Annotated in this window: 18 protein-coding genes; 9 read left to right on the forward strand and 9 right to left on the reverse strand. The window is 70.3% G+C overall.

Features of this window, described 5'->3' with window-relative positions; genetic code table 11:
• Positions 1–98 precede the first annotated feature (98 nt).
• Complete coding sequence (locus tag ACRDTB_RS03720; protein WP_431428483.1) at positions 99–731, reverse strand: protein-L-isoaspartate(D-aspartate) O-methyltransferase; 633 nt, start codon at positions 729–731, stop codon at positions 99–101.
• 213 nt (positions 732–944) lie between these two features.
• On the opposite strand from ACRDTB_RS03720, the gene ACRDTB_RS03725 reads away from it, so the two are divergent.
• The 4 genes from ACRDTB_RS03725 (at position 945) to pulA (ending at position 5,892) form a co-directional block, all read left to right on the forward strand.
• Positions 945–1,499: a hypothetical protein gene (locus tag ACRDTB_RS03725; RefSeq protein WP_431428485.1), complete on the forward strand. Its 555-nt coding sequence runs from the start codon at positions 945–947 to the stop codon at positions 1,497–1,499.
• 124 nt (positions 1,500–1,623) lie between these two features.
• Positions 1,624–1,857 (forward strand): SPW repeat domain-containing protein, encoded by a 234-nt coding sequence (locus ACRDTB_RS03730; protein WP_431428486.1) that lies wholly within the window; start codon positions 1,624–1,626, stop codon positions 1,855–1,857.
• A gap of 177 nt (positions 1,858–2,034) precedes the next feature.
• The gene (locus ACRDTB_RS03735) at positions 2,035–2,448 is read left to right on the forward strand and encodes an ATP-binding protein (RefSeq protein WP_431428487.1); all 414 of its coding nucleotides are present in this window, start codon (positions 2,035–2,037) and stop codon (positions 2,446–2,448) included.
• 108 nt (positions 2,449–2,556) lie between these two features.
• Positions 2,557–5,892, forward strand: coding sequence for a pullulanase-type alpha-1,6-glucosidase (pulA, locus tag ACRDTB_RS03740; RefSeq protein ID WP_431428488.1), 3,336 nt, complete (start codon positions 2,557–2,559; stop codon positions 5,890–5,892).
• Between the two features lie 37 nt (positions 5,893–5,929).
• Here pulA and ACRDTB_RS03745 read toward each other — a convergent pair whose 3' ends face one another.
• From ACRDTB_RS03745 to ACRDTB_RS03755, 3 genes are all read right to left on the reverse strand, one after another.
• A complete protein-coding gene (locus ACRDTB_RS03745; protein ID WP_431428489.1) occupies positions 5,930–7,039 on the reverse strand; it encodes an ABC transporter substrate-binding protein in 1,110 nt (369 codons plus the stop codon).
• Between the two features lie 188 nt (positions 7,040–7,227).
• Positions 7,228–8,934, reverse strand: a complete 1,707-nt coding sequence (locus ACRDTB_RS03750) for an ABC transporter permease (protein ID WP_431428490.1) — start codon at positions 8,932–8,934, stop codon at positions 7,228–7,230.
• Between the two features lie 22 nt (positions 8,935–8,956).
• Positions 8,957–10,150 carry an ABC transporter ATP-binding protein gene (locus ACRDTB_RS03755; protein ID WP_431428491.1) on the reverse strand — a complete coding sequence of 398 codons (1,194 nt, stop codon included), beginning with the start codon at positions 10,148–10,150 and terminating at the stop codon, positions 8,957–8,959.
• 252 nt (positions 10,151–10,402) lie between these two features.
• Here ACRDTB_RS03755 and ACRDTB_RS03760 point away from each other — a divergent pair, with 252 nt between their 5' ends.
• The 5 genes from ACRDTB_RS03760 to ACRDTB_RS03780 all read left to right on the forward strand — a co-directional run bounded on the left by ACRDTB_RS03760 (position 10,403) and on the right by ACRDTB_RS03780 (position 16,201).
• Entirely contained in the window at positions 10,403–11,623 is a 1,221-nt protein-coding gene (locus ACRDTB_RS03760) for a CaiB/BaiF CoA transferase family protein (protein WP_431428492.1), read from the forward strand.
• Between the two features lie 15 nt (positions 11,624–11,638).
• Positions 11,639–12,439: an IclR family transcriptional regulator gene (locus ACRDTB_RS03765; protein ID WP_431428493.1), complete on the forward strand. Its 801-nt coding sequence runs from the start codon at positions 11,639–11,641 to the stop codon at positions 12,437–12,439.
• 84 nt (positions 12,440–12,523) lie between these two features.
• Complete coding sequence (locus ACRDTB_RS03770; protein WP_431428532.1) at positions 12,524–13,324, forward strand: enoyl-CoA hydratase/isomerase family protein; 801 nt, start codon at positions 12,524–12,526, stop codon at positions 13,322–13,324.
• A 13-nt stretch (positions 13,325–13,337) separates the two neighbouring features.
• Complete coding sequence (locus tag ACRDTB_RS03775) at positions 13,338–14,462, forward strand: FAS1-like dehydratase domain-containing protein (RefSeq protein WP_431428494.1); 1,125 nt, start codon at positions 13,338–13,340, stop codon at positions 14,460–14,462.
• Between the two features lie 77 nt (positions 14,463–14,539).
• The gene (locus tag ACRDTB_RS03780) at positions 14,540–16,201 is read left to right on the forward strand and encodes a UGSC family (seleno)protein (protein WP_431428495.1); all 1,662 of its coding nucleotides are present in this window, start codon (positions 14,540–14,542) and stop codon (positions 16,199–16,201) included.
• A gap of 46 nt (positions 16,202–16,247) precedes the next feature.
• Here the strand turns inward: ACRDTB_RS03780 and ACRDTB_RS03785 are convergent, their stop codons facing one another.
• From ACRDTB_RS03785 to ACRDTB_RS03805, 5 genes are read right to left on the reverse strand one after another with little or no spacing between them, the layout of a single operon-like run.
• Positions 16,248–17,270 (reverse strand): isocitrate/isopropylmalate family dehydrogenase, encoded by a 1,023-nt coding sequence (locus tag ACRDTB_RS03785; RefSeq protein WP_431428496.1) that lies wholly within the window; start codon positions 17,268–17,270, stop codon positions 16,248–16,250.
• Position 17,271: 1 nt separating this feature from the next.
• The gene (locus ACRDTB_RS03790) at positions 17,272–18,402 is read right to left on the reverse strand and encodes an ABC transporter ATP-binding protein (protein WP_431428497.1); all 1,131 of its coding nucleotides are present in this window, start codon (positions 18,400–18,402) and stop codon (positions 17,272–17,274) included.
• Positions 18,403–18,423: 21 nt separating this feature from the next.
• Complete coding sequence (locus ACRDTB_RS03795; RefSeq protein WP_431428498.1) at positions 18,424–20,121, reverse strand: ABC transporter permease; 1,698 nt, start codon at positions 20,119–20,121, stop codon at positions 18,424–18,426.
• A gap of 8 nt (positions 20,122–20,129) precedes the next feature.
• Positions 20,130–21,218 carry an ABC transporter substrate-binding protein gene (locus ACRDTB_RS03800; RefSeq protein ID WP_431428499.1) on the reverse strand — a complete coding sequence of 363 codons (1,089 nt, stop codon included), beginning with the start codon at positions 21,216–21,218 and terminating at the stop codon, positions 20,130–20,132.
• 44 nt (positions 21,219–21,262) lie between these two features.
• A complete protein-coding gene (locus tag ACRDTB_RS03805) occupies positions 21,263–21,853 on the reverse strand; it encodes a cysteine hydrolase family protein (protein WP_431428500.1) in 591 nt (196 codons plus the stop codon).
• Positions 21,854–21,871 lie beyond the last annotated feature (18 nt).

Consider the following 21,871-nt stretch of genomic DNA (forward strand, 5'->3'; position numbering starts at 1 on the left):
TCCGACGGGCGGGACTCCGGTCGGGGGCGTGCGTCGCGGTACACCACGCCAGGTCGTCATTACCCGCACCCGCGGCCGACAAACCACCGGCCAGCGCCTCAGGGGAGCCCGTGTTCCCCGATCAGGGGAACGAACCGGGCCGTGATCAGCTCCTCCTGCTCGACCAGGTCGCCGCCGTCCTTGTGGAACGCCATGACGCGTTCGGCACCGCCCACCCCGATGGGCTGCACCAGCCGTCCGCCCTCGTCGAGCTGGTCGGCGAGTGGACGGGGTACCCGCGGCGCGGCCGCCGAGACGACGATGCCCTGGTACGGGGCGTGGTCGGGCAACCCGGTCGTGCCGTCTCGCACCACGACCGTCGCGTTGTCGATGCCGGCGGTGGCGAGGTTGTCACGCGCCCGCCGAGCCAGATCCGCGTGGTGCTCGACGGAGTAGACCCAGTGAGCGAGCCTGGCGAGCAGCGCGGTCTGGAAGCCGAGCCCGGTGCCGATCTCCAGGACCCGTTCGGCGCCGCGCAGCCGAAGCGCGGCGATCATCACCGCGACCAGGGTGGGCTGGGTGGTGACCTGGTCGTGCCCGATCGGGATGGGTGTGTCGTGGTAGGCCAGATCCGCACGGTCCGCGGAGACGAACAGGTCGCGCCGGGTCCGCCGGAACGCGTCCAGCACGCGCGGGTCACCGATGCCGGCCGCCTCGACCTCGCGGACCAGCGCGGTATGCGAGAGCTTCATGGATGTCGGGTTGCTCGACCACACCGGTCGTAAACCGGGTGAGCGGTTCCTGAGACGGCGGCCCAGACATCAGGCACGAGCACGTCCGTTCTCGGGATGGGACAACGGAATCGCTGCCTTGCGATTGCCTGACAGTCCCGGCCGGTACGCGTCACGGCCCGGTTCCCGGGTGAGAATCGAGGTCAGGAAGCAGAACCGGTGACATGGAGCCCGATGCGACACACCATCCCCGGACCCGTCCCGTCCCGGCCCGGCGACAAGTCGGCCGCCCTCGTCGCGATCGAGGTCGTGCTGCTGTGGCCGCGCGGGATCGGCTCGCTGGCCACGGTCGAGGAAGCCGGCCTGTGGCCGGTGTTCGTCCTGGTCGTGGGGGAGCGGTCCCGAGCGGACGTGCCGTCGGCGGCGCCGCTGCTCGACCTGGTCGACCGGCCCCGCCACGACGACGAGCTGGCGGTGGTCGCCGCACGCTGCCAGTGGTCGGTCGTCGACCTGAAGAACGCCGTCCTCAAGGTCGCGGTGCGGGCGGAGGCACCCGAACGGTTCGCCGCGGAGATCCTCGTCCCGGCCCGGCAGGTTCTCGGCGTGCTCGACGTCGTCGCGCGCGGAGGGACCATTGGCATCACCACGCCCCGCCACGCGGCCACGCTGAGCAGGCGAGTTCACATCCGGCAGGCCCTGCGCGAGGTCGTGCTCCTGGGCAGCGAGCCGTCCACCGAGCTCGCCGCGCTGGCGAATCTGTTGCGCCACACGACCAAGCCCGGCGGCTGACGTCCACCGGGTCGCCGTCGATCTGTCTGACGTTTGGCTGACAGTTCGCCGAATGCTCTTCGGTGCGCGCCGGGTCCCGCGTTATGAGTTGGAGGTATTCGGCTGTCGAGCTCGAGGAGTGGTCATGTCGCGCGTCGTCCGCGCACGAACGCGGGTTCGAATCGACCGGCGGGTGAATCGCTGGGCGCGTGTGGGACTGCTGGCGGTGGGCGTGTGGCTCACCGTCGCGCCGTTCGCCCTGGAGTACGGCAACGAGGCGAGCGTGGCCCCGACGATCAACGACATGTTGACCGGTGTACTGGTCGTCACGCTGGCGCTGTTCAGTCTGCTGATCCCGGCACGGGTACGTCCTCAATAGACCCTCCAGGGGGCGGCCGCCGTGAGCCGGGCACCGGCGTGCTCCGCCTACTGTCAGCGACGATTGTCAGAGAGTCGTCAGGTCGATCGGAGCCGAAACCACCGAGGATTGCGGGGAGCGGATCGACGAGAGAGTAGGGGCGCCGATGTACTGGCCGGAGTCGATGCTCGTGCTCCCGTGTTCGCTGTGACCCTCGGCCTGCGGGAGCCCGCTCGACTGCTCGGCGAAGTACGGTTCACCGGCGTCGATCCGGACTTCCTCACCGGTGTGCGGCGCTGGCTCGAGGCACCCCTGCGCGGGTGCACGAAGAGCGCCGTACTGGGCGCGGCGGTCGTGGTCGGTGAGTTGACGACGAACGCCTTCCGGCACGCTCGGCCACCGTTCGCGGTTCGGCTGATCCTGCCGGAGCGGCGTAACGTCATCCGGCTTGAGGTGCACGACGCAACGGCCCCGCCGGCCATGGATTGGTCGCCCGGCAGGGGGCTGGACCTCGTCCGCGCGCTGTGCCTGGTTTGGGGAGTCGACCACCGTGACAGTGGGAAGGTCGTGTGGGCGGAGCTGCCGCTGCTGGTTCGACCCATCGTTGGTTGACGGCCGACCCACGCGCCGTGCTCCGATCGCCCGATTGACGCGCGTGGATCCGCGGGCAGAGTGTGTGTTGCCCCTTTCCGCCCACCGGGCCCAGCGTCGGGAGCCGCCGTGACGAGGACCAGCCGCCGGGCTCTGGCCGGCATCGCCGCCGTGATCGCCACGGTCGCCCTGACGCCGCCGTCACCAGCCGGTGCCGACCACACGCCGGCACCGGACGCGGTGTCGGTGCCCGGCACACACAACAGCGAGATGGGTTGCTCCGGCGACTGGCAGCCGGACTGTGCCCAGGCCGGGCTCGGCGCCGATCCCGCGGACGGCGTGTGGAAGGGCACCTACCAGCTACCGCCAGGGAGCTACCAGTACAAGGCCGCGGTGAACGGTTCCTGGAACGAGAACTACGGCGCCGGCGCGGTGGCCGGCGGCCCGGACATCGGTTACCAGGCCGACGGCGGCCCGGTCTCCTTCTACTACGATCCCGCCACGCACTGGGTGACCAGCGATGCCGAGGGCCCGATCATCACCGCGCCCGGCAGCTTCCAGAGCGAGCTGGGCTGTCCGGCTGACTGGGCGCCCGACTGCATGCGCTCCTGGCTGCAGGACCCGGACGCCGACAGCGTCTACACCTACTCGACCACCGCCATCCCGGCCGGGCAGTACGAGGTCAAGGCGGCACACGGGTTGTCCTGGGCGGAGAACTACGGCGCCGGCGGCGCGCGGGACGGCGCCAACATCGGCTTCACGGTGGCCGAGGACGGCGACCGCACCTCCTTCTCCTACGAGGCGGCCACGCACGTGCTGACCGTCTCGGCCGGCAACGCGGCGCCGGACCTGCGTGCTCAGCGGGCGCAGTGGCTGCGGCGCGACGTGATCGCGTTCGACCTGCCCGACGACGCCGGCGGCTGGACCTTCCGCCTGCACCACGCTCCCGAGGGCGGGCTGGAGACCACCGGCGATGGTGTCACCGGCGGTGCGTCGCTGCCGCTCACGCTCGACCCGGCCGGGCTGCCCGAGGAGCTCGCCGAGCGGTACCCGCACCTGGCTTCCTACGAGGCACTGCGGGTGCCCGAGGTGGCCCTCGGCGGCCTGCTCACCGGGCAGCTCGCGGTCGCCGCCCACGACGCGGACGGCCGACTTGTCGACGCCACCGGCGTGCAGATCCCCGGCGTGCTCGACGACCTGTACGCGGGTGCCTACGACGAGCGGCTCGGGCCGGTTTGGCAGCACGGCCGGCCGTCGCTGGCGTTGTGGGCGCCCACCGCGAAGCGGGTCGGCCTGCTGCTCGACCCGCCCGGGCCGGCGGGGGAGCGGCGGGTCGCGATGACCCGCGACGGCGACGGCGTCTGGCACGCGCGCGGGGACCGACGCTGGCGCGATGCCCGCTATGCGTTCGAGGTCGGCGTGTACGTGCCCGCGCTCGACGAGGTCGCCACCTTCATGGTGACCGACCCGTACTCGCTCGGGCTGACCACCAACTCCACGCGGTCGGTACTGGTCGACCTGGACGACGCCGCGCTGAAACCGCGGGCCTGGGACCGGCTGCGCAAGCCCGACCTGGCCCAGCCGGAGGACTCCACGATCTACGAGCTGCACACGCGCGACTTCTCGGTCTCCGACCCCACGGTTCCGGCCGCGCACCGGGGCACCTACCTCGCGTTCACGCACCTGCGCAGCAACGGCATGCGACACCTGCGCGAACTCGGCGGCGCCGGGCTCAACACGGTGCACCTGTTGCCCACCAACGACATCGCCACCATCGAGGAGCGTCGCTCCGCGCAGCAGACCCCGGCGTGCGACCTCGACTCGTTCGGCCCGGCCGCGGCGGACCAGCAGGCCTGCCTCGAGCCGATCCGTGACACCGACGGCTTCAACTGGGGCTACGACCCGCTGCACTACACCACGCCCGAGGGCTCCTACACCACGAACCCGGACGGCACGACCCGCACCCGCGAGTTCCGGGAGATGGTAGGCGCGCTCAACGGTTCCGGGCTGCGCGTCGTCATGGACGTGGTCTACAACCACACGCCGGCGTCCGGCCAGGACCAACACTCCATCTTGGACCGGATCGTGCCGGGCTACTACCACCGGCTGTCGGCCACCGGGGCGGTGGAGACCTCCACCTGCTGCTCCAACACCGCCTCCGAGCACCGCATGATGGGCAAGCTGATGGTCGACTCCGTGGTCACCTGGGCGCGCGAGTACAAAGTGGACGGCTTCCGGTTCGACCTGATGGGCCACCACTCCAGGGCGAACATGCTCGCCGTGCGGGCCGCGCTGGACTCGCTGACCATGCGCGAGGACGGTGTGGACGGCCGGAAGATCTACCTGTACGGGGAGGGCTGGAACTTCGGCGAGGTGGCCGACGACGCGCGGTTCGTCCAGGCCACCCAGCTGAACATGGCGAACACCGGGATCGGCACGTTCTCCGACCGGCTGCGGGACGCGGTGCGTGGCGGCGGCCCGTTCGACGAGGACCCGAGGATCCAGGGCTACGCGACCGGCCTGTTCACCGACCCGAACGGCGCCGCGGTGAACGGGACACCGGCCGAGCAACGCGCGCGGTTGCTGCTGTACCAGGACCAGATCAAGGTCGGGTTGGCCGGCAACCTGCGTGACTACCGGTTCGTCAACCGTGACGGCGAGCTGGTATCCGGCTCGCAGATCGACTACAACGGCCAGCCGGCGGGCTACGCCGGTGACCCGAGCGAGACGATCACGTACGTCGACGCGCACGACAACGAGACGTTGTTCGACGTCGTGCAGTACAAGCTGCCGCACGCCACGTCGATGTCCGACCGGGTGCGGATGAACACCGTCGCGCTGGCGACCACGGCGCTGGCGCAGGGTCCGGCGTTCTGGCACGCGGGAACGGACCTGCTCCGGTCGAAGTCGTTGGACCGCAACAGTTACAACTCCGGCGACTGGTTCAACCGGATCGACTGGACCTACCGGGACTCGACCTGGGGCTCGGGCCTGCCGCCACGCGGGGACAACGAGTCCAAATGGGACTACATGCGCCCGCTGCTGTCCGATCCCGCGCTGGAGCCGCACGAGCCGGACATCCGTGCCGCGCACCGGCAGGCGCTGGACCTGCTGCGGATCAGGTTCTCCTCGCCGCTGTTCCGGCTCGGGTCGGCTGAGGCGGTGCAGCGCCGAATGAGCTTCCCGACCGGTGGCCCGGACCAGACGCCCGGCGTGGTCGTCATGCACCTCGACGACCGGGCCGGCCCGGACCTGGATCCGCGGTGGGAGGGTGTCGTGGTCGTGTTCAACGCCTCGGACGAGGCCATCACCGAGCCGGTGCCCGAGCTCGCTGGGGCGACCTATCGCCTGCATCCGGTACAGGCCGGGGGAGCGGACCCGGTGGTGCGCGCATCCGCCTACGACAGGGGCACCGGCACGTTCTCCGTGCCACCCCGCAGCGTCGCGGTGTTCGTCACCCACTGAGCTGGTACAACCTGAAGTAGGTCGCCTACGAGATGCTTCAGGCCTGGTAGTCGAAGATCTCCAACCACTCGGCCTGGTACGTCTTCCGCTCGGTGACGTACTCGGGGAAGGTCTCCGGGTAGACCAGCTTGGCCTCCGCGCGGGTGGGCAGCGCCTCCCCGTTGGCCTCCGGTGGCGCCACGTCGTCGCGGACGGAGTAGTCGCCGCCCTCTTCGACCGTGGCGGTCTGCCCGGCCTTGGACGCCATCCAGTTGAGAAGGACCTTCGCGGCGTTCGGGTGCGCGGCCTCGGCGGCCAGGCCGGTCCAGGTGCTGTACGCCGCGGCGCCGTCGGTCGGGAAGTTCATCGCGATCGGCGCGCCCTGGTTGATCGCCTCGAGTGCCGCACCGGTGACCGCGTTGCCGACCGGGGACTCGCCACGCACCACGGACTCCAGCGTGGTGCTCGAGCTGGCGGTCAGCACGGGATTCTGCGCGGCCAGCTCGCGCCAGTACTCGACGCCCTTGTCCTTGCGCAGCATGAGATCACGTGCCCAGGTGCTGCCGCCGGTGCCGATGTAGGGCATGTTGAACTTCCCGGTCCACCGGGGGTCCAGCACGTCGTCCCAGGACTTCGGTGAATCGGCCGTGGAGACCAGCTCGGTGTTGTAGATGATCACGTGGACCCCGTCCTGGGCCGGCCAGAACGTGCACTCGGCGTCGATGCTCTGCTGCGGCAGCTTGTCCTTGTCAGGTGGGCAGTACGGCGCGAACACCCCGGCGTCCTTCTCCGCGATCGCCAGCGAGTAGTCGGACTGCTGGACCACGTCCGCGCCGAGTTGGCCGGCTGCCTGCTCGCTGAGGACGCGCTGGGACAGCGCGCCGCCCGCCAGCCGGACCAGCTCGTAGGCGAGGCCGGAGTCCTCCTGGAAGGCGTCCAGCACCGCGCGGGCCCGCTGCTCCGTCACGGACGTGTAGACCACCACGGTCCCCTCCGCCATGGCCGCGTCGACCAGCGCGGCGTCGGCGATCGTCTCGCCGTCGATCACGAGTCCCTCGCCCTCGGCGGGCCCGCCGCCGGCTCCCCCCGAGCCGCCGCACGCCGTCATGGTGGCGGCGATGATCGTGGCCAGTGCGCCCATCCGGAGCGCCGCTCGGTGTCTGTTCACGCTGTTCTCCAATCGATGTAGGGCTAGTGCGGTGGCCGGAACCGTTCGCCGGGTTTCTCGACGGCCCAGCTTCCCGCTGGCGGCGTTGCCGATCCGGCCGAGCACGTCCAGTACGAGGCCGAATCGGCGCCTTGCCAGCGGAAATCCTGGATCCGCCGATAAACCCACCAACGTTCCCGGCCACCGCACTAGTCGCTCCGGTCGGCGTTCATCCAGCGGCGGGCGATCAGCACGACGACCAGCAGCAGCGCGCTGTAGATCAGGCTGGCGGCCGCCGCTCGGCCGGAATTGCCTTCCAGCAGGTCGAATACGTAGATCGACAACACCCGGGTACGCCCGGTGAACAGGAACAGCGCCGCGCTGAGCTCGCGCATGGACAGGATGAGCAGCAGCAGCGCGGTGCCGATCAGACCGCTGCGCAGCAGTGGCATGACGATCTCCCGGACGCTGCGCAGCCGTGACGCCCCGGCCACGATGGCGCTGTCCTCCAGATCGCGGTGCACCTGCAGGATGGACGAGCTGATGCTGCGGAAGCCCTGTGGCATGAACTGCGTGGTGAAGGCGAGCGCCAGGATGGCCAACGTGCCGTACAGCGGCAGTGGCAGCGCGTACCAGGTCCAGAGGAATCCCATGCCGAGCACGAGGGCGGGGATCGCCAGCGGAGCCATGGCCACGTACTCGACCATCCGCCGCCCGCGTGCCCGGGTCCGGTAGACCACATAGGACATGACCAGGATGAACAGCCCGCCGCCGAGCGCGGTCGCCAGGCCGATGACGAGGCTGTTCTGCAGGCTGCGCTGGAACTCCGTGGACTCCCACACCTCCTGGAAGTTCGCCAGGCTGAACGCGCTCGCGTCGAACAGGCCGGCGAACCCGTCGATGTAGGCGTTGCGCCGCAAGGCGATCTGGAACAGCGCCGCGAACGGCAGCACGACCGAGATCACGAAGTAGAGGGCGGCCAGCCCGAACGCGGGCCAGCGCCACCGGCCGAGCGCGATCGGCCGCGGCCGGAATCCCTTGCCGGTCACCGTGGTGAACGACCGGCGGGTCACGAACCGCCGCTGGAGCAACACCACGGTGGCGACCACCACCATGAGCAGGAACCCCATCGCGGCGGCCTGGTTCGCCTCGGCCGGTGCGAGGTTCATCAGCCGGTACAGTGTGGACGGCAGGGTGGTGATGCCGGCCGGTGAGCCGAGCACCTGTGGCACCGCGAAGTTCTCCACGATCAGCACAAACGTCAGCACCGCCGAGCCGAACACGGCGGGGGCGAGCAACGGGAACGTGATGGCCGTGGTGGCTCGCCGGGTGCTGGCGCCGTGCACCCTGGCCGCGTCCTCCACATCCGGGTTGACCAGCACCAGCGCGCTGTAGACGAAGAGGAACGTGTAGGGCGCGTAGTACGTACCGAAGACCAGGATCATGCCCGGCAGCGAGTAGATGTCGAACCGCCAGGACATGCCCGTCGCCTCGACCACGTAGTTGAGCAGCCCGGCGTTGGGCGAAGCCAGCAGGGACCAGGCGAACGAGCCGACGAGCGCCGACATGAACATCGAGGTGATCCCGGCGAGCTGAACCAGGGCCTTGCCGGGAACGTCGGTGCGGGCGGCGAGCCAGGCCAGCCCACCGCCGAACACCATCGCCAGGGCGGTCCCGCCCAGGCCGAGGACGAGCGAGTGCATCGTCGCGGTCAGGCTGCCGGAGCTGAGGATCGCCGCGTAGTTCTCCAGGGTGAGCGGCTGTAGCCCGACTCCGGGCAGGGGCGGTTGGTCCACAAGGGACGCGTAGAACAGCATGCCGACTGGCATGAGCACCAGGAAGAACAGCGGCACCAGCAGGAGCCCGGTCGGCAACGACCGGACGGTCGTGGTGCGCGCCCGGGTCCGGATGGACACCCGCCGACCTCCGTTCACCGGGTCACGAGCCGAGGACCGTGACGTCGGCCGGGCTGATCGACACCGTCACCATGGCGCCTGTCGGCCGGATCGCCTGTGTGCGGTGGCTGACCACCTCCAGCACGGGACCGGCCAGCAGCCGCACCCGATAACGGATGTGCGTGCCCAGATAGCTCGCCACGGCGACTTCGCCGGCCCACGTGTTGGCGGCGGGGGAGGTCGGGTGCCCGTCGGCGACCATGACCGCCTCCGGTCGCAGCCCGACCGACACCTCGGCGCCGGTATGCCAGCCGGAGGCCACCGAGCCGACGGTCAGGTCTTCGTCCAGCAGCCGGACCGTCGCGCCGTCCTCCGTGGACTCCAGCACGCGGGCGGGCCAGATGTTCGTGTACCCCATGAAGTCCGCGACGAAGGCGGACGCCGGGCGCTCGTAGAGCCCCTGCGGGACGTCCAGCTGCGCGATCCGGCCGGCGCTCATCACCGCGATGCGGTCGGCGAGCGCCAGTGCCTCGGTTTGGTCGTGCGTGACGTAGATGCTGGTCACCCGCAGGCTCTGCTGGATCTCCTTGAGCTCGAAGCGCAACCGCTCGCGCAGCTTGGCGTCCAGATTGGACAGTGGCTCGTCGAGTAGCAGCACGCGTGGCCGCATGACCAGGCTGCGGGCGAGCGCGACCCGCTGCATCTGCCCACCGCTCAGGTCGCTCGCCCCGCGCGAGGCGAAGCCCTCCAGCCCGACCAGGGCGAGCATCTCCTCGACCCGGCCGGCGATCTCGGCTCGCGGCACGCTCTTCATCCGCAACGGGAACGCGACGTTCTGGAACACCGTCTTGTGTGGCCAGATCGCATAGGACTGGAACACCATGCCGACATCGCGCTTGTTGGGAGCCACTGCGTGACCGGTGGCCGAGTCGAAGGCCCGGCTGCCACCGATCTCGATCGTGCCCTCGACCGGGGTCTCCAGGCCGGCCACGCACCGCATGGTGGTGGTCTTGCCGCAGCCGGATGGGCCGAGCAGGACGAGCATCTCGCCGTCGGCGATCTCCAGGTCGAGCCCGTCGACGGCGCGGGTCTCGCCGTAGCTCATCACCAGGTCGCGGATCCGGATGGCGGGGCCGGCGTTCCTGGTGGGTTCGGTCGAGCCGGGCCGGGATCCGTCGACGAGCGCCGGGCTCTCCGCGTGGCCGGTCACCGGAGGCGCCCATCGGCGTTCTGGCACATGACCATGGTCAATCTCCCGGCACCGTTACCGCGTTTCAGTGGACGAAACGTCTATCCCATCTGGCGAATTACACGCCCGGTCGTCGCTGTCTGTCAAGACATCGTGGCGCGAGCGGTCCGGTTATGCCTCGGCCCTGCTTGACAGGCTGAGGGATGGAAACATAGTGTCGCTGTGTGATTCACACGTATCACACAGTGGTACGGATCGCTCAATGGTCCCGATCTGGAACCCGAGCAAGATGGAGATGCGATGCCGGTGCCCTCTGCTGATCCTCTGCCGCTGTCCGGCGTCCGGGTGCTGGACGTGACGCACGTGCTGGCGGGCCCGTACGCGACCACGGTGCTGGCCGATCTGGGCGCCGAGATCATCAAGGTGGAGCGGCCCGGGGTGGGCGACCACACCCGAGGCAACGCGCCGTTCATCGGCGGGGAGAGCCACTACTTCCTCAGCATGAACCGCGACAAGCGAAGCGTGGTGCTGGACCTGGAGACCGAGCCCGGCCGCGCCGCGTTCCTCAAGCTGGTCGAGAAATGCGACGTGGTCATCGAGAACTTCCGGCCGGGCGTGATGGAGCGGCTCGGGCTGGGCTACGACGTGCTCCGCACCGCCCGTCCGGACGTGATCATGTGCTGCATCTCCGGTTTCGGCAAGGAGAGCACGGAACCCGACCCGAGGCCGGCATTCGACATCACCCTGCAGGCGATGACCGGGATGATGAGCATCAACGGCTTTCCGGACGGCCCGCCGACCCGGCTCGGCATCCCGCTCGGCGACATGTCCACCGGCCTGTTCGCGGTCATCGGAATCACGGCCGCACTGCGTGGCCGGGAGGTCACCGGCAAGGGCCGGCGGATCGACGTGACCATGTACCGCAGCATGGTGTCGCTGCTTGGATACATGTCCGGCTACTACTTCGCCACTGGCGAGTCGCCGGGCCGGGTCGGCAACGGGCACCACAGCGTCGGACCGCTCGGGGTGTTCCACGCCAAGGACGGCGACCTGGTGCTCGGCGTGATGACGTCGAAGTTCTGGCATCTGCTCTGCGACGCGCTGGGCCATCCGGAGCTCACCCGGGACCCGCGCTTCAAGCGGATGAACGACCGGGTCAAGAACCTGGAGGAACTGCGCCCGCTCCTCAACGCCTACCTGTCGAAGCGGACCATCGCAGAATGGGAGGAGATCCTCGGCGCGGAGGGGGTGCCGCATGCCAAGATCCGCAGCGTCGGGGAGGTGCTCGACGATCCGTACACTCGCGATTCCGGGCTGGTGCAGACCGTCGAGCACCCCACCGCGGGTCGGCTGCCGGTGATCGGGCCGGTGCTGCGCTGGCCGGGTTCGCAGGCGGCCGAACTGTCCCCGCCGCCGCTGCTGGGCCAGCACACCGCGGAGGTGTTGACGGAACTGGTGGGGTTGTCCGAGGAGGAGGTGGTTCGGCTGACCGCCGGGCTGCCCTCGGGCGACGGCGAGTGAGGAGCGTTCGAACGAATGAGGGCACTATCCAGGTTGGAGGCCGTGCTCACGAGCATCGGAGATCGCGGCCCCATCACGCTCGGCGCGTTGACCGAACTGGTCGACCTGCCCAAGCCGACCGTGATGCGCCTGCTGGTCACGCTGGAGGAGTCGGGATGGGTGACCAAGGACAGGTCCGGGGCGTACTCGCTCGGACCCACGCTGACCGTGCTGGCGCGCCGCTACCTGGAACGTGACTCGCTGGCGACATGCGCGCTGCCGTACATGGAGGCGCTGCGCGACGACATCGGCGAGACGATCAGCCTGAGCGTGCGCACGGGCACCACTCGGATCTACGTCGCGGAGTTTCCCAGCAACCAGCCGATGCGGTTCGTGCACGAGTTGAACAAGCGGGAGCCGATCCACACCGGGGCCAGCGGCCGGCTGCTGATGGCATGGCTGGACGACAAGACCCGCAACACGATCTACCGCGCCGGGCTGGAGCGGCTCACCGACGTCACGATCACCGACGTCGACGAGATGGAGGCCACGCTCGCCGAGACCCGTCGGCAGGGCTACGCCATCAGTTACGGCGAGAAGTCGCCGGGCGCGCTGGGTTTGGCCGTGCCGCTGGTCGATCCGGTCACCGACGTGCTGTACGGGCTCGCCGTGTTCGCGCCGCTGATCCGCTACCGCGAGGAGCAGCGCGAGGAGTGGATACGCAAGCTGCGTGCCGCGGCCGACCAGATCATCGAGGCGCGGCGGCGGGAGACGGTGCATGGCACTGCCCACACCGGGTCGACGAGCGGGCGGCGGCGCCCTGCTTCGTTGGCGTGACGGCGGGTCGCTTCGGCGACGTAGGAGGGGATCGTGGACGAAGCGGGCGGGGCCGACGGCCCCCGGCGAACGGGACGTGGGGTGATGGGCGAGATCCTCTTCGAGGTTCGCGCCTCGGTAGCGATACTCACCTTATCCAATGTGGACGTTCGAAACGCACTGACGCAGGCGATGAACGAGGAGCTGATCCGGCGCTGCGACGAGATCGACGCCACCCCGGAGATCGGCGCGGTCGTCGTCCAGGGCGCCGGTGGCACGTTCTGCGCCGGTTCGGACCGCCGGGAGTGGCTGGGCGCCGCGGCGGATCCGGCCAGCCAGGCCGGGTACCAGCGGACCTCGATCATCTACCGGACGTTCCTGCGGTTCGGCTCGCTGTCCGTGCCGACGATCGCGGCCGTTCGCGGTGTCGCCACCGGCGGCGGTCTGAACCTGGCCCTGGCCGCCGACGTGCGGATCGTCGCTCACGAAGCGCGGCTGGTCGGCGGGTTCCTACAGAACGGCCTGCACCCCGGGGGTGGGCTGTTCACATTGCTGGGCAGGTCGGCCGGACGGGAGATGGCCGCGGCCATCGGACTGCTCGGTATCGAGATCAGCGGCCGGCAGGCCGCCTCCGCCGGGCTCGCCCTGGAGTCCCTGCCGGACGATCAGGTGGAGCAACGGGCCTGGGAGTACGCCTCGATCGCGGCGCGAGATCCCGAGCTGACCCGGATCGCCACGCAGAGCTACCGGGAGCAGCTCGGCCCCCCACCCGTGCCCTGGTCGATCGCGGCCGAATCCGATCGTGGCAAGCAGATGTGGTCGCACCGCCGACGTCAGGACGACGGCGGGCGCGCGACCGACGGATCGCCCGGCGTCGGGCGGGAACCGCGGGCGACAGCCCCATGAAGGAGCCGGTGACATGACCAGTTCTGCCACTTTCGCGCGCATCACCGACGAGCTCATCGAGGAGCTCCGGGCCGACATCGGCAAGCCGATCGAGGGCCCGCCCGGGTTCGTCTCCGAGGCCACCCGCGACAGCATCCGACACTTCGCGCTGGGCGTCGGCGACTACAATCCATTGTGGATAGACGAGGAGCACGCCCGGCGCTCGACGCACGGCACCCTGCTCGCCCCGCCGTCGATGCTGTTCGCGTTCAACCGCACCGCATGGGGCGCCCGCGGGCTGCGTGGCATCCACTCGATGTTCTCCGGCGGGCGGTTCGAGTGGCACCAGCCGATCCGGCTGGGCGACACCGTGTCCTCCTCGGTCACCCTCAAGGATCTGGAGATCAAGGAGCGGAGCGAGTTCGCCGGGCGCACCATCAAGCAGATCCGCGAGGCCGAGTTCCGCAACCAGGACGGCGAGCTCATCGCGGTCTGCCACCCGTACAGCTTCCGGATGGAACGGGACGCCGCTCGCGAACGCGGCAAGTACGACCACCTCACCCTGGCCTCCTACAGCCCGGAGGAGTACGACGCGATCTGTGCGCAGTACGAGCAGGAGGTCCCGCGCGGCGCGGTCACCCGGTACTGGGAGGACGTCGCCGTGGGTGAGGAGCTCCCGCAGCTCGTGCGCGGGCCACTGACCGTCACCGACATCATCGTGTTCCTCGCCGGCGAGGGCGGCCAGTGGCTGCGTGCCCACGGCGACGCGGCCGGCTGGTACCGGCGGCACCCGCGCGGCGGGATCCGCAACTCCGTCGGTGCGTTGGAGCCGCCGGAGATCGTGCACTGGGACCACGAGTTCGCCCGCCGGGTCGGCGTGCCGGCCGCGTACGACTACGGCCCCCAGCGGGTCGCCTGGCTGACCACGCTGATGACCAACTGGGCCGGCGACGACGGCCACCTGCAGAGCCTCGACGTCGCGGTGCGCCGGTTCAACCTGGTCGGCGACACGACCTGGTGCCGCGGCCGGGTCGGCGCCACCTCGGTGCGCGACGGTCGGCACCTGGTCGAGTGCGAGATCTGGGCGGAGGACCAGCGCGGCGAGCGGACCGCGACCGGCACCGCAGTGGTGGCGCTGCCGTCCCGGTCCGCGTCCTGACCCCGTCGAGAACCGGAGCTGCGGATGAACGAAGCCGAAGCGGCACGGGTGTTGCGGCCGAAGCGCGAGCGAAGCCCGTGACCGCCAAGGGTCCCATCACCACCGCGACCGTGCGCCTGCTCAGCCCGATCGGCGTGGCGGCGCAGGCGTCCCGGGCGGACATCGCCCAGCGCACCGGCGGGAGCGGCCCGTACCGGCTGGGGTTCCTCGACAGCACCCGGCCCGGGTCGGACCTGATGCTCGCCCGCCTCGAGGAGCTGCTGGCCGAGCGGGTCGGCGTCGGCACGGCGGTGCGGCGACGGAAGAAGCAGAGCGCGACCGTCGCACCATTCCTGGACGACTTCGCCGGCTGCGACGGCGTGGTCGCCGGTATCGCCGAGATCGGCGGCTCCCTGTTCGGCACGGCGATGGACGCCCTCGAGCTGGAACGCCGCGGCATCCCGGTGGCGCTGCTGGTCAGCGCCGAGGTGGCGGATGCGTGCCGGCTGCTGCTGGCCCGGCACGGCATGCCGGGCATCCCGCTGGTCGAGCTGGAGCCGACCGCCGAGGCCGGCCGGGACACTGTACTCCGGGTCGCCGAGTCCGGAGTGGACGGTGTGATGCACGTGCTCACGGCGCGGCGGGAGGACCTGGCCGGGGACGCCGAGGCCGCGGTCGGGCGGGCCGCGGCGCGGGAGCTGGCCGAGTGCGGCCCGGACAGCATCGAGATCCCGGACCGGGTCGCAGAAGTCGCCCGGGCCAACGACCTGCTGTACCGGCACGGCTGGACCGACGGTCTGCCGGTACTGCCGCCGACCGAGGCCGCGGTCGCGGAGATGCTCGCGCACACCGACCTCGACCCGGGGGAGTCGCTGGGCGTGCTGGCTCCCCGGCAGGGTGTCGCGACGGTGGCGAAGGTGGCGGTCAACGCGGTGCTGGCCGGTTGTCCGCCCAAGCTGTTCCCGCTGGTGGTCGCGGCGACCCGGGCGGTGAGCGACCCGGACTTCCGGCTCGGGTCGGTCCAGACCACCACCAACCCGGCCTCCCCACTGGTGATCGTGAACGGTCCGCTGGCCACGGCGCTGGACGTGAACGCCGGCCGCAACGCGTTCGGCCAGGGCCACCGCGCGAACGCCACGCTCGGCCGGGCGCTTCGGCTCGTCCTGGTCAACATCGGCGGCGCGCGGCCGGGGATCGAGGACCGCGCGGTGCAGGGCACGCCCGGCAAGTACAGCTTCTGCGTCGCCGAGAACGAGGCACGTAGCCCGTGGGAGCCGCTGCACGTCGAGCGCGGCTTCCCGGCGGGGACGAGCACGGTGACCGTCGTGGGCACCGAGTCGCAGCACAACATCAACGACCACGTGCACACCGACGCCGAGGGCATCCTGCGCACGGTCGCCGACGCCATGTCGACCATCGCGACCAACAACATCTACAAGCACAACGGTGAGGTCGTGGTGGCTCTCGCCCCGTACCACGCCGCCACGATCGCCGCCGACGGGTGGCGCAAGCGGGACGTGCGCCGGTTCCTGTTCGAGCACGCCCGGCGCCCGATCCGCGATCTGCGCCGTGGCGGGCAGTGGGGGCTGAGCTCGTGGGCACCGTGGCTCGCGACGGACGACGAGACCGCCACCGTGCCGGTGGTCGGCGACCCGGCGGACTTCCTGATCGTCGTGGTCGGCGGCGAGGGCAAGCACTCGTCCTGGATCCCCACGTTCGGCATGACCCGCGCGGTCACCGTGCCGGTCCAGCCGGCTTGAGGATGGGCCGGCTGTCCTATCCGGACTGTCCGGCCGGTCGCGTGGGTCAGCCGGCGGCGAGGTCGCGGCAGCGGCGGGCGAAGGACCGCGTACCGCCGGTGCCGCCGAGGTCGGGGGTGGTGTGCCGCCCCTCGGCGATGGTGCGCTCGACCGCGACGCGGACCCGTTTGGCGGCCTCGGTCTGGCCGAGATGGTCGAGCATGATCGCGCCGGACAGGATGCAGGCTGCCGGGTTGGCCCGGTCGAGGCCGGCGTACTTCGGCACGTTTCCGTGCCCTGCCTCGAAAATCGCGCCGGCCGTGCCGAACGCCGCGCCGGCGAGCAGGCCCACGGTGCCGATCAACCCGGCGAGCACGCCACACAGGATGCCGCCGTACAGGTGTCCGGTCAGCAGGACGTCGTAGCGGCCGGGGTGCTGCATCAGGTGGGTGCACAGCGGGTCCATCGCCTCGTCGGTGACGTCGAGATCGGTGAACCCGTCGGCCGCGGCGGCCAGCGCGGTCTCCACGAACAGCCCGTCGGTGGCGCGCTGGCTCGTGGCCAGGTGCCCGATCGCCACGCGGTGCTTACCGCGTGCGCGCGCCCAGTCGTAGGCGAACCGTGCCAGCCGGTCCACCGCGGGGCGGGTGGTCACCCGCAGCGCCACCCCCGCGAGCTCCGCGCCCACCGGACCCGCGAGTCGTTGGGCCGTGCCCTGGGTGAAGTCCTCGGTCACGTCGCGGATCAGCGTGAGGTCGACGCCGGGGAACTGGGTGGCGGGATGCGGAAAGGATCGGGCGAGCCGGACGTTGGCGAACGTGCCCATGGCGTCGCGCAGCCGCTGGTTCGGGCTGCGGTAGCCCTGCCGTGGCGTACCCATCGGGCCCTTGAGCACCACACCGGCCGCACGGGCGGTCTCGACCGTCTCCGCCGGCAGCGCCTCGCCGGTCTCCTCGAAGACCCGCGCACCGGCGACCACCGGCAGCCACTCCACCTCCGCGCCGGCGGCGTCCAGCACCGCGGTCGTGGCCTCGACGATCTCCGGCCCGATGCCGTCACCGGGCAGCAGCGCGACCGGGACCGCCCCCATCTCAGCCCACCGCCGCGACGGTGCCGTCCACGGCCTGCCGACCGTTGTGGACCCCGAAGCACTTCATCGCGTCGGGCGGAATCCCCACGGACACCGCGGCTCCCTCACGCAGCCGGCTGCGCGAGGGCACCCGCGCGGTCACCACCACGTCGCCGACCTCGATCATGGCCAGTGAGGAGTACCCCTGGAAGCTGGTCAGGCGGACGTGGCCGGCCACCACGTTGTGGCGGGCCGTGTCGCCAGTCTCGGTGATCACCACGTCGTCGAAGGCGACGAACGCGGTGATCTCGTCCCCGGGGCCGAACGGCCCCCGCAGGTTGGTGACCAGCCGCATGCCGGAGGTGGTGCGCAGCACCAGACCCGGCTCGCCCGGTCTGGTCGGCTCCAGCACGCCGTCGAACGTGTTGGAGTCGCCGATGAACTCGGCTACGAACCGGCTGGCCGGATCGGACCAGATCTCCTCCGGCGCGCCGATCTGCTCGATCCGGCCGTCGTTGAGGATCACGATCTGGTCCGAAAGCGACAGTGCCTCGCCCTGGTCGTGGGTCACGTAGACCGCGGTGAAGCCCAGCGCCCGCTGCAGCTCCATCAGCTCCAGCTTGGTCTCCTCCCGCAGCTTGGCGTCCAGATTGGACAGCGGCTCGTCGAGCAGCACCACCTTCGGTTCCAGCGCCAGCGCCCGGGCCAGCGCCACCCGTTGCTGCTGCCCACCGGACAGCTGGGCGATCCGGCGGTCGCGCTGGTGCCAGAGCTTCACCATCTCCAGCGCCCGCTTCGCCCGCTCGTGCGCCTCGGCCTTGCCCTTGTGCCGCATCAGCGGGCCGAACATCACGTTGCCCTTGACGTCCAGGTGCGGCCACAGAGCGTACTGCTGGAACACCATGGACAGCCCGCGTTCCTCGGGCGGCACGTTGCGTCCCTTGCGGACGACCTCGGCACCGCCGATCCGGATGATCCCGTCGTCCGGTGTCTCCAGGCCGGCGATCGAGCGCAGCGTCGTGGTCTTGCCGCATCCGCTCGGTCCGAGCAACGAGAGCACCTCGCCGTCGGGGACCTCGAAGGAGACGCCGTCCAGCGCCACGGTCTCGGCGAATCGCTTACACAGGTCCACGACTTCGATGGCGACGGTCACAGCTCACTCCTCAACCATTCCTCACAGCGACTCCGTCGTGGCTCGGTACCGGCGTCCGACCACATTGGACACGGCGACCAGCGCCAGCACCAGCCCGACGTTGACGACCGAGAGCGCGAACACCTGCACGTAGCGCCCCTCCGACAACATGGAGAACATCGACACGGAGATGACCTCGTTGTTGGGCGTGTACAACAGGATCGACGCGGACAGCTCGCGCACCGCGTGGTAGATCACGATGATCGCGCCGGACAACAGGGCGGGGGCGATCAGCGGGATCACGACCTTGCGGACGGCGCCGAGCCAGGTGGTGCCGAACAGGCGCGCGGCGTCCTCGAGAGACGGGTCGACCTGCCGGAAGGCCGCCACCGCTGGAATGACCGAGAACGGCAGGAACAGGCCGACATAGGCGATGAACAGGATCCACGGGCTGCCGTAGATCCCGACCGGGATGGTCACCCAGGTCCAGAGCATCGCGAGGCCGAACACCGTGTGCGGGATGGCCAGCGGCGACGTGCTGAGATAGTTCACCACTCCGGCGCCGCGCACCCCGGCCCGGGCGATGAGGTAGCCGAGCAGGACGCCGAGCAACGTGGTGGTGACCGCGGCACCGAGTGCGAGCACCACGCTGTTCCGGATGGCCCGGCCGATCGCCGGGAACGAGGCGACGTACTCGTAGTTGGCGAAGGTGAGCCCGACCGAGGTGAAGTCGGTGGTCAGGTACGGCTGGAACGACGCCACCAGCATCACGCCGAGCGGCAGCACGATCGCCACCAAGAGGTACAGCGCGACGCCCGCCGTGCCGACCACCCGCCACGTGCGCGACTTCGAGGTGGCCAGCTGCACCCCGCGCGAGGTGATCGTGGTGAAGTCGGCGCGGCGTATCAGCAGGTGGTTGATTCCCAGCACCAGCAGGGTGACCACGGCGAGCACGATCCCGAACACCGCCGCGCCGTTGGGGTCGGCCGGATACGAGCCGGTCATCCGCACGATCTCCGTGGTGATCACCTCGACCCCCGCGTGCCGGCCGAGCACCGCGGGCACCGCGAAGTCGCCGATCGCCTGCACCAGGATGATCAGCGCGGCGGAGAGCACGGCCGGTCGAAGCAGCGGCAGGATGACGTGCCGCGCGGTCTGCCGCATGGTGGCCCCGGTCGCCCTGCCCGCCTCCTCGAAGGACCGGTCCAGGCGCAGCAGCGCGGGCAACAGGTACAGGTACGCCACCGGCGTGAGATACAGCCCCAGCACCCAGATGATCCCGGGCATCGAGTAGATGTTCAGCGGCCCGACGCCGAGGGCCGCGAGCCAGTTGTTGATGTAGCCGACGTCGGGGGAGAGCAGCACGGTCCAGCAGATCGCGCCGATGAACGGCGTGACGTAGGCCGGCACCAACACCGCGGCGCCGAAGAAGCGACGCCACGGCAGGTCGGTGCGGACCATCGTGACCGCCAGCGCCGCGCCCAGGAGCATCGCGAACAGCGTGCTGCCGACGGCGATGAGCACGCTGTTGCCGAGCAGCTCGGCGAAGTCCTTGCCGACGACCTCGCCGTAGTTGTCCAGGGTGACCGCCGACGCCTGCCCGGGAGGCTCGTCGAGGAAACTTCCGACGGTGAGCATCCCGAGCGGCGCGACGACCAGGACGACGAGGACGAGGACGGACAGGACGAGGGTGATCCGGCGTTGGCTGAACCGGACCCACTCGGTGACCGTCGACATCATCGACACGGTTATTCTGTCCAGCCTGCCCACTTCTCGCCGAAGTCCTCGGACTCCTTCGCCATCTGGGGGAAGTCGGCCGTCAGCAGGTTGAGTTCGTTCAGCGTCGGGCGCGGCACACCCGGCGGGTAGAGCTCGGCCTCCGGACGGCTCATGTAGCCGCCGTAGCGGGCGATCTCGTTCGAGCCCTCCTCGGTGCCGAGGAACTCGTCGAACAGCCGCGCCGCGTACGGGTGCGGCGCCTCGGCGAGCACCGCGTCGAAGTCGGTCCCGTACCCGACCCCCTCCTCCGGGTAGACGATCTTCACCGGGGCGCCTTCGCCGATCAGCTCCCAGCCCCGGTAGTCCACCATGACCGCGCAGGACAGCTCGCCGGTCGTGAGCGCGTTGAGTTGCTGCCCGGCCTCGCTGTACTGGCGGGGCTTGGCGTTCTGGCCCAGCTTCGCGAAGAACTCCTCACCGATCGCCGGCTCCTGTGCCATCTCCCAGAACGCGGCGTACCCGATGGCGACCTCGCGCGGGTCGGTGAAACCGAGCTTGCCGCCGGCCCAGTACGGGTCGGTCAGGTCGTCCCATGTGGACGGTGCGCGCTCGGGTGGCACGGCCTCGGTGTTGTAGACGATGCCGACCGTGGAGATGCGCGCCGACCACCAGTACCCGTCGGGGTCGATGAACCGCTCGTCGACGGCTCCCTTGATGCTCTCCGGCACGTACTTCGCCAGCATGCCCTTGTCCCGGGCGTCGGAGATCACGCCGAAGTCGGACGGGTTGAACACGTCGGCGAGGTGCTGGCCGGCGTTGTTCTCGGTGAGCAGTCGCTGGTAGAGGTCGAAGGTGACGGCCCGGACCACCTCGGCGTCGATCTTCGGATACTTCTTCTCGAACGCCGCGGCCACGGCCTCGGCGGTCTCGGTCGGGATGGACGTGTACCAGACGACCTTCCCCTCCTCCTCGGCCGCGGTGACCAGATCGGCGCCGGTCTTGGCCGCGAGGTCGGACTGGGCCGCCTGGTCGTCACCGTCGCCGCAGGCGGCGAGCAGCGCGCCGGCGGCGATGATGGCCACCACCGCTGCCTGCCCGCGCATGAAGTGAACCCGCATCGTGTCTCCTCCGCCGTTGGTGGGTGTTGCGGATTTCTCCCGGCTCAGGGCCGGTTGCTCACGCGGATCTGCTCCGCGGTCTCGAGCAGCTCATCGAGCTGCGTGCTCGTGGCCACGGTGGCCATCCGGGGCAGGACACGGTCGAGCGTCCAGGAATGGTCGGCCTGGTCGGCACCGCGGCAGCAGTCGGCGAGTACCACCACGCGGTAGCCGAGGTCGTACGCCGAGCGGACCGTGCTCTCCACGCCGAGGACGGTGTCGACCCCGCCGACGAACAACGTGTCCACCGCGAGGCCACGGCAGAGCACGTCCAGATCGGTTCCGGTGAACGCACCGCGCCGCCGCTTGATCACCTCGTGGCAGCGCGGGCGCAGGTCGGCGAGTTCGGTCACCAGCTCCGCGCCATCGGTCCCCTCGACCAGGCCGAGCGGCCCGGCGCCGGTGCGCAGGCCGGGGCCGACCGGCGCATCTGAGCCGTCCGCCCGGCGCACCACCCGGACCAGCACTACCGGCAGCGCCTTGCCGAGAAAGGACTCCATCGCCGCCCGGCACGCGCCGAGCAGCACGTCCCGGTCCCCGACGCGGCCCAGGACTTCGCGCTGAAGATCGACGAGGACCAGGCCGCTGCGACTCACGGCTCGCCGGCCCAACCA

The sequence above is a fragment of the Actinophytocola sp. genome, assembly GCF_050699935.1.
Lineage (GTDB): Bacteria > Actinomycetota > Actinomycetes > Mycobacteriales > Pseudonocardiaceae > Actinophytocola.

Coding starts and splice junctions, on each gene's coding strand:
- ACRDTB_RS03765 (WP_431428493.1), top strand. CDS start 11,639: ATGAGGGCACTATCCAGGTTGGAGGCCGTGCTCACGAGCATCGGAGAT.
- ACRDTB_RS03795 (WP_431428498.1), bottom strand. CDS start 20,121: ATGATGTCGACGGTCACCGAGTGGGTCCGGTTCAGCCAACGCCGGATC.
- ACRDTB_RS03770 (WP_431428532.1), top strand. CDS start 12,524: ATGGGCGAGATCCTCTTCGAGGTTCGCGCCTCGGTAGCGATACTCACC.
- ACRDTB_RS03725 (WP_431428485.1), top strand. CDS start 945: ATGCGACACACCATCCCCGGACCCGTCCCGTCCCGGCCCGGCGACAAG.
- ACRDTB_RS03775 (WP_431428494.1), top strand. CDS start 13,338: ATGACCAGTTCTGCCACTTTCGCGCGCATCACCGACGAGCTCATCGAG.
- ACRDTB_RS03760 (WP_431428492.1), top strand. CDS start 10,403: ATGCCGGTGCCCTCTGCTGATCCTCTGCCGCTGTCCGGCGTCCGGGTG.
- ACRDTB_RS03720 (WP_431428483.1), bottom strand. CDS start 731: ATGAAGCTCTCGCATACCGCGCTGGTCCGCGAGGTCGAGGCGGCCGGC.
- ACRDTB_RS03730 (WP_431428486.1), top strand. CDS start 1,624: ATGTCGCGCGTCGTCCGCGCACGAACGCGGGTTCGAATCGACCGGCGG.
- ACRDTB_RS03800 (WP_431428499.1), bottom strand. CDS start 21,218: ATGCGGGTTCACTTCATGCGCGGGCAGGCAGCGGTGGTGGCCATCATC.
- ACRDTB_RS03785 (WP_431428496.1), bottom strand. CDS start 17,270: ATGGGGGCGGTCCCGGTCGCGCTGCTGCCCGGTGACGGCATCGGGCCG.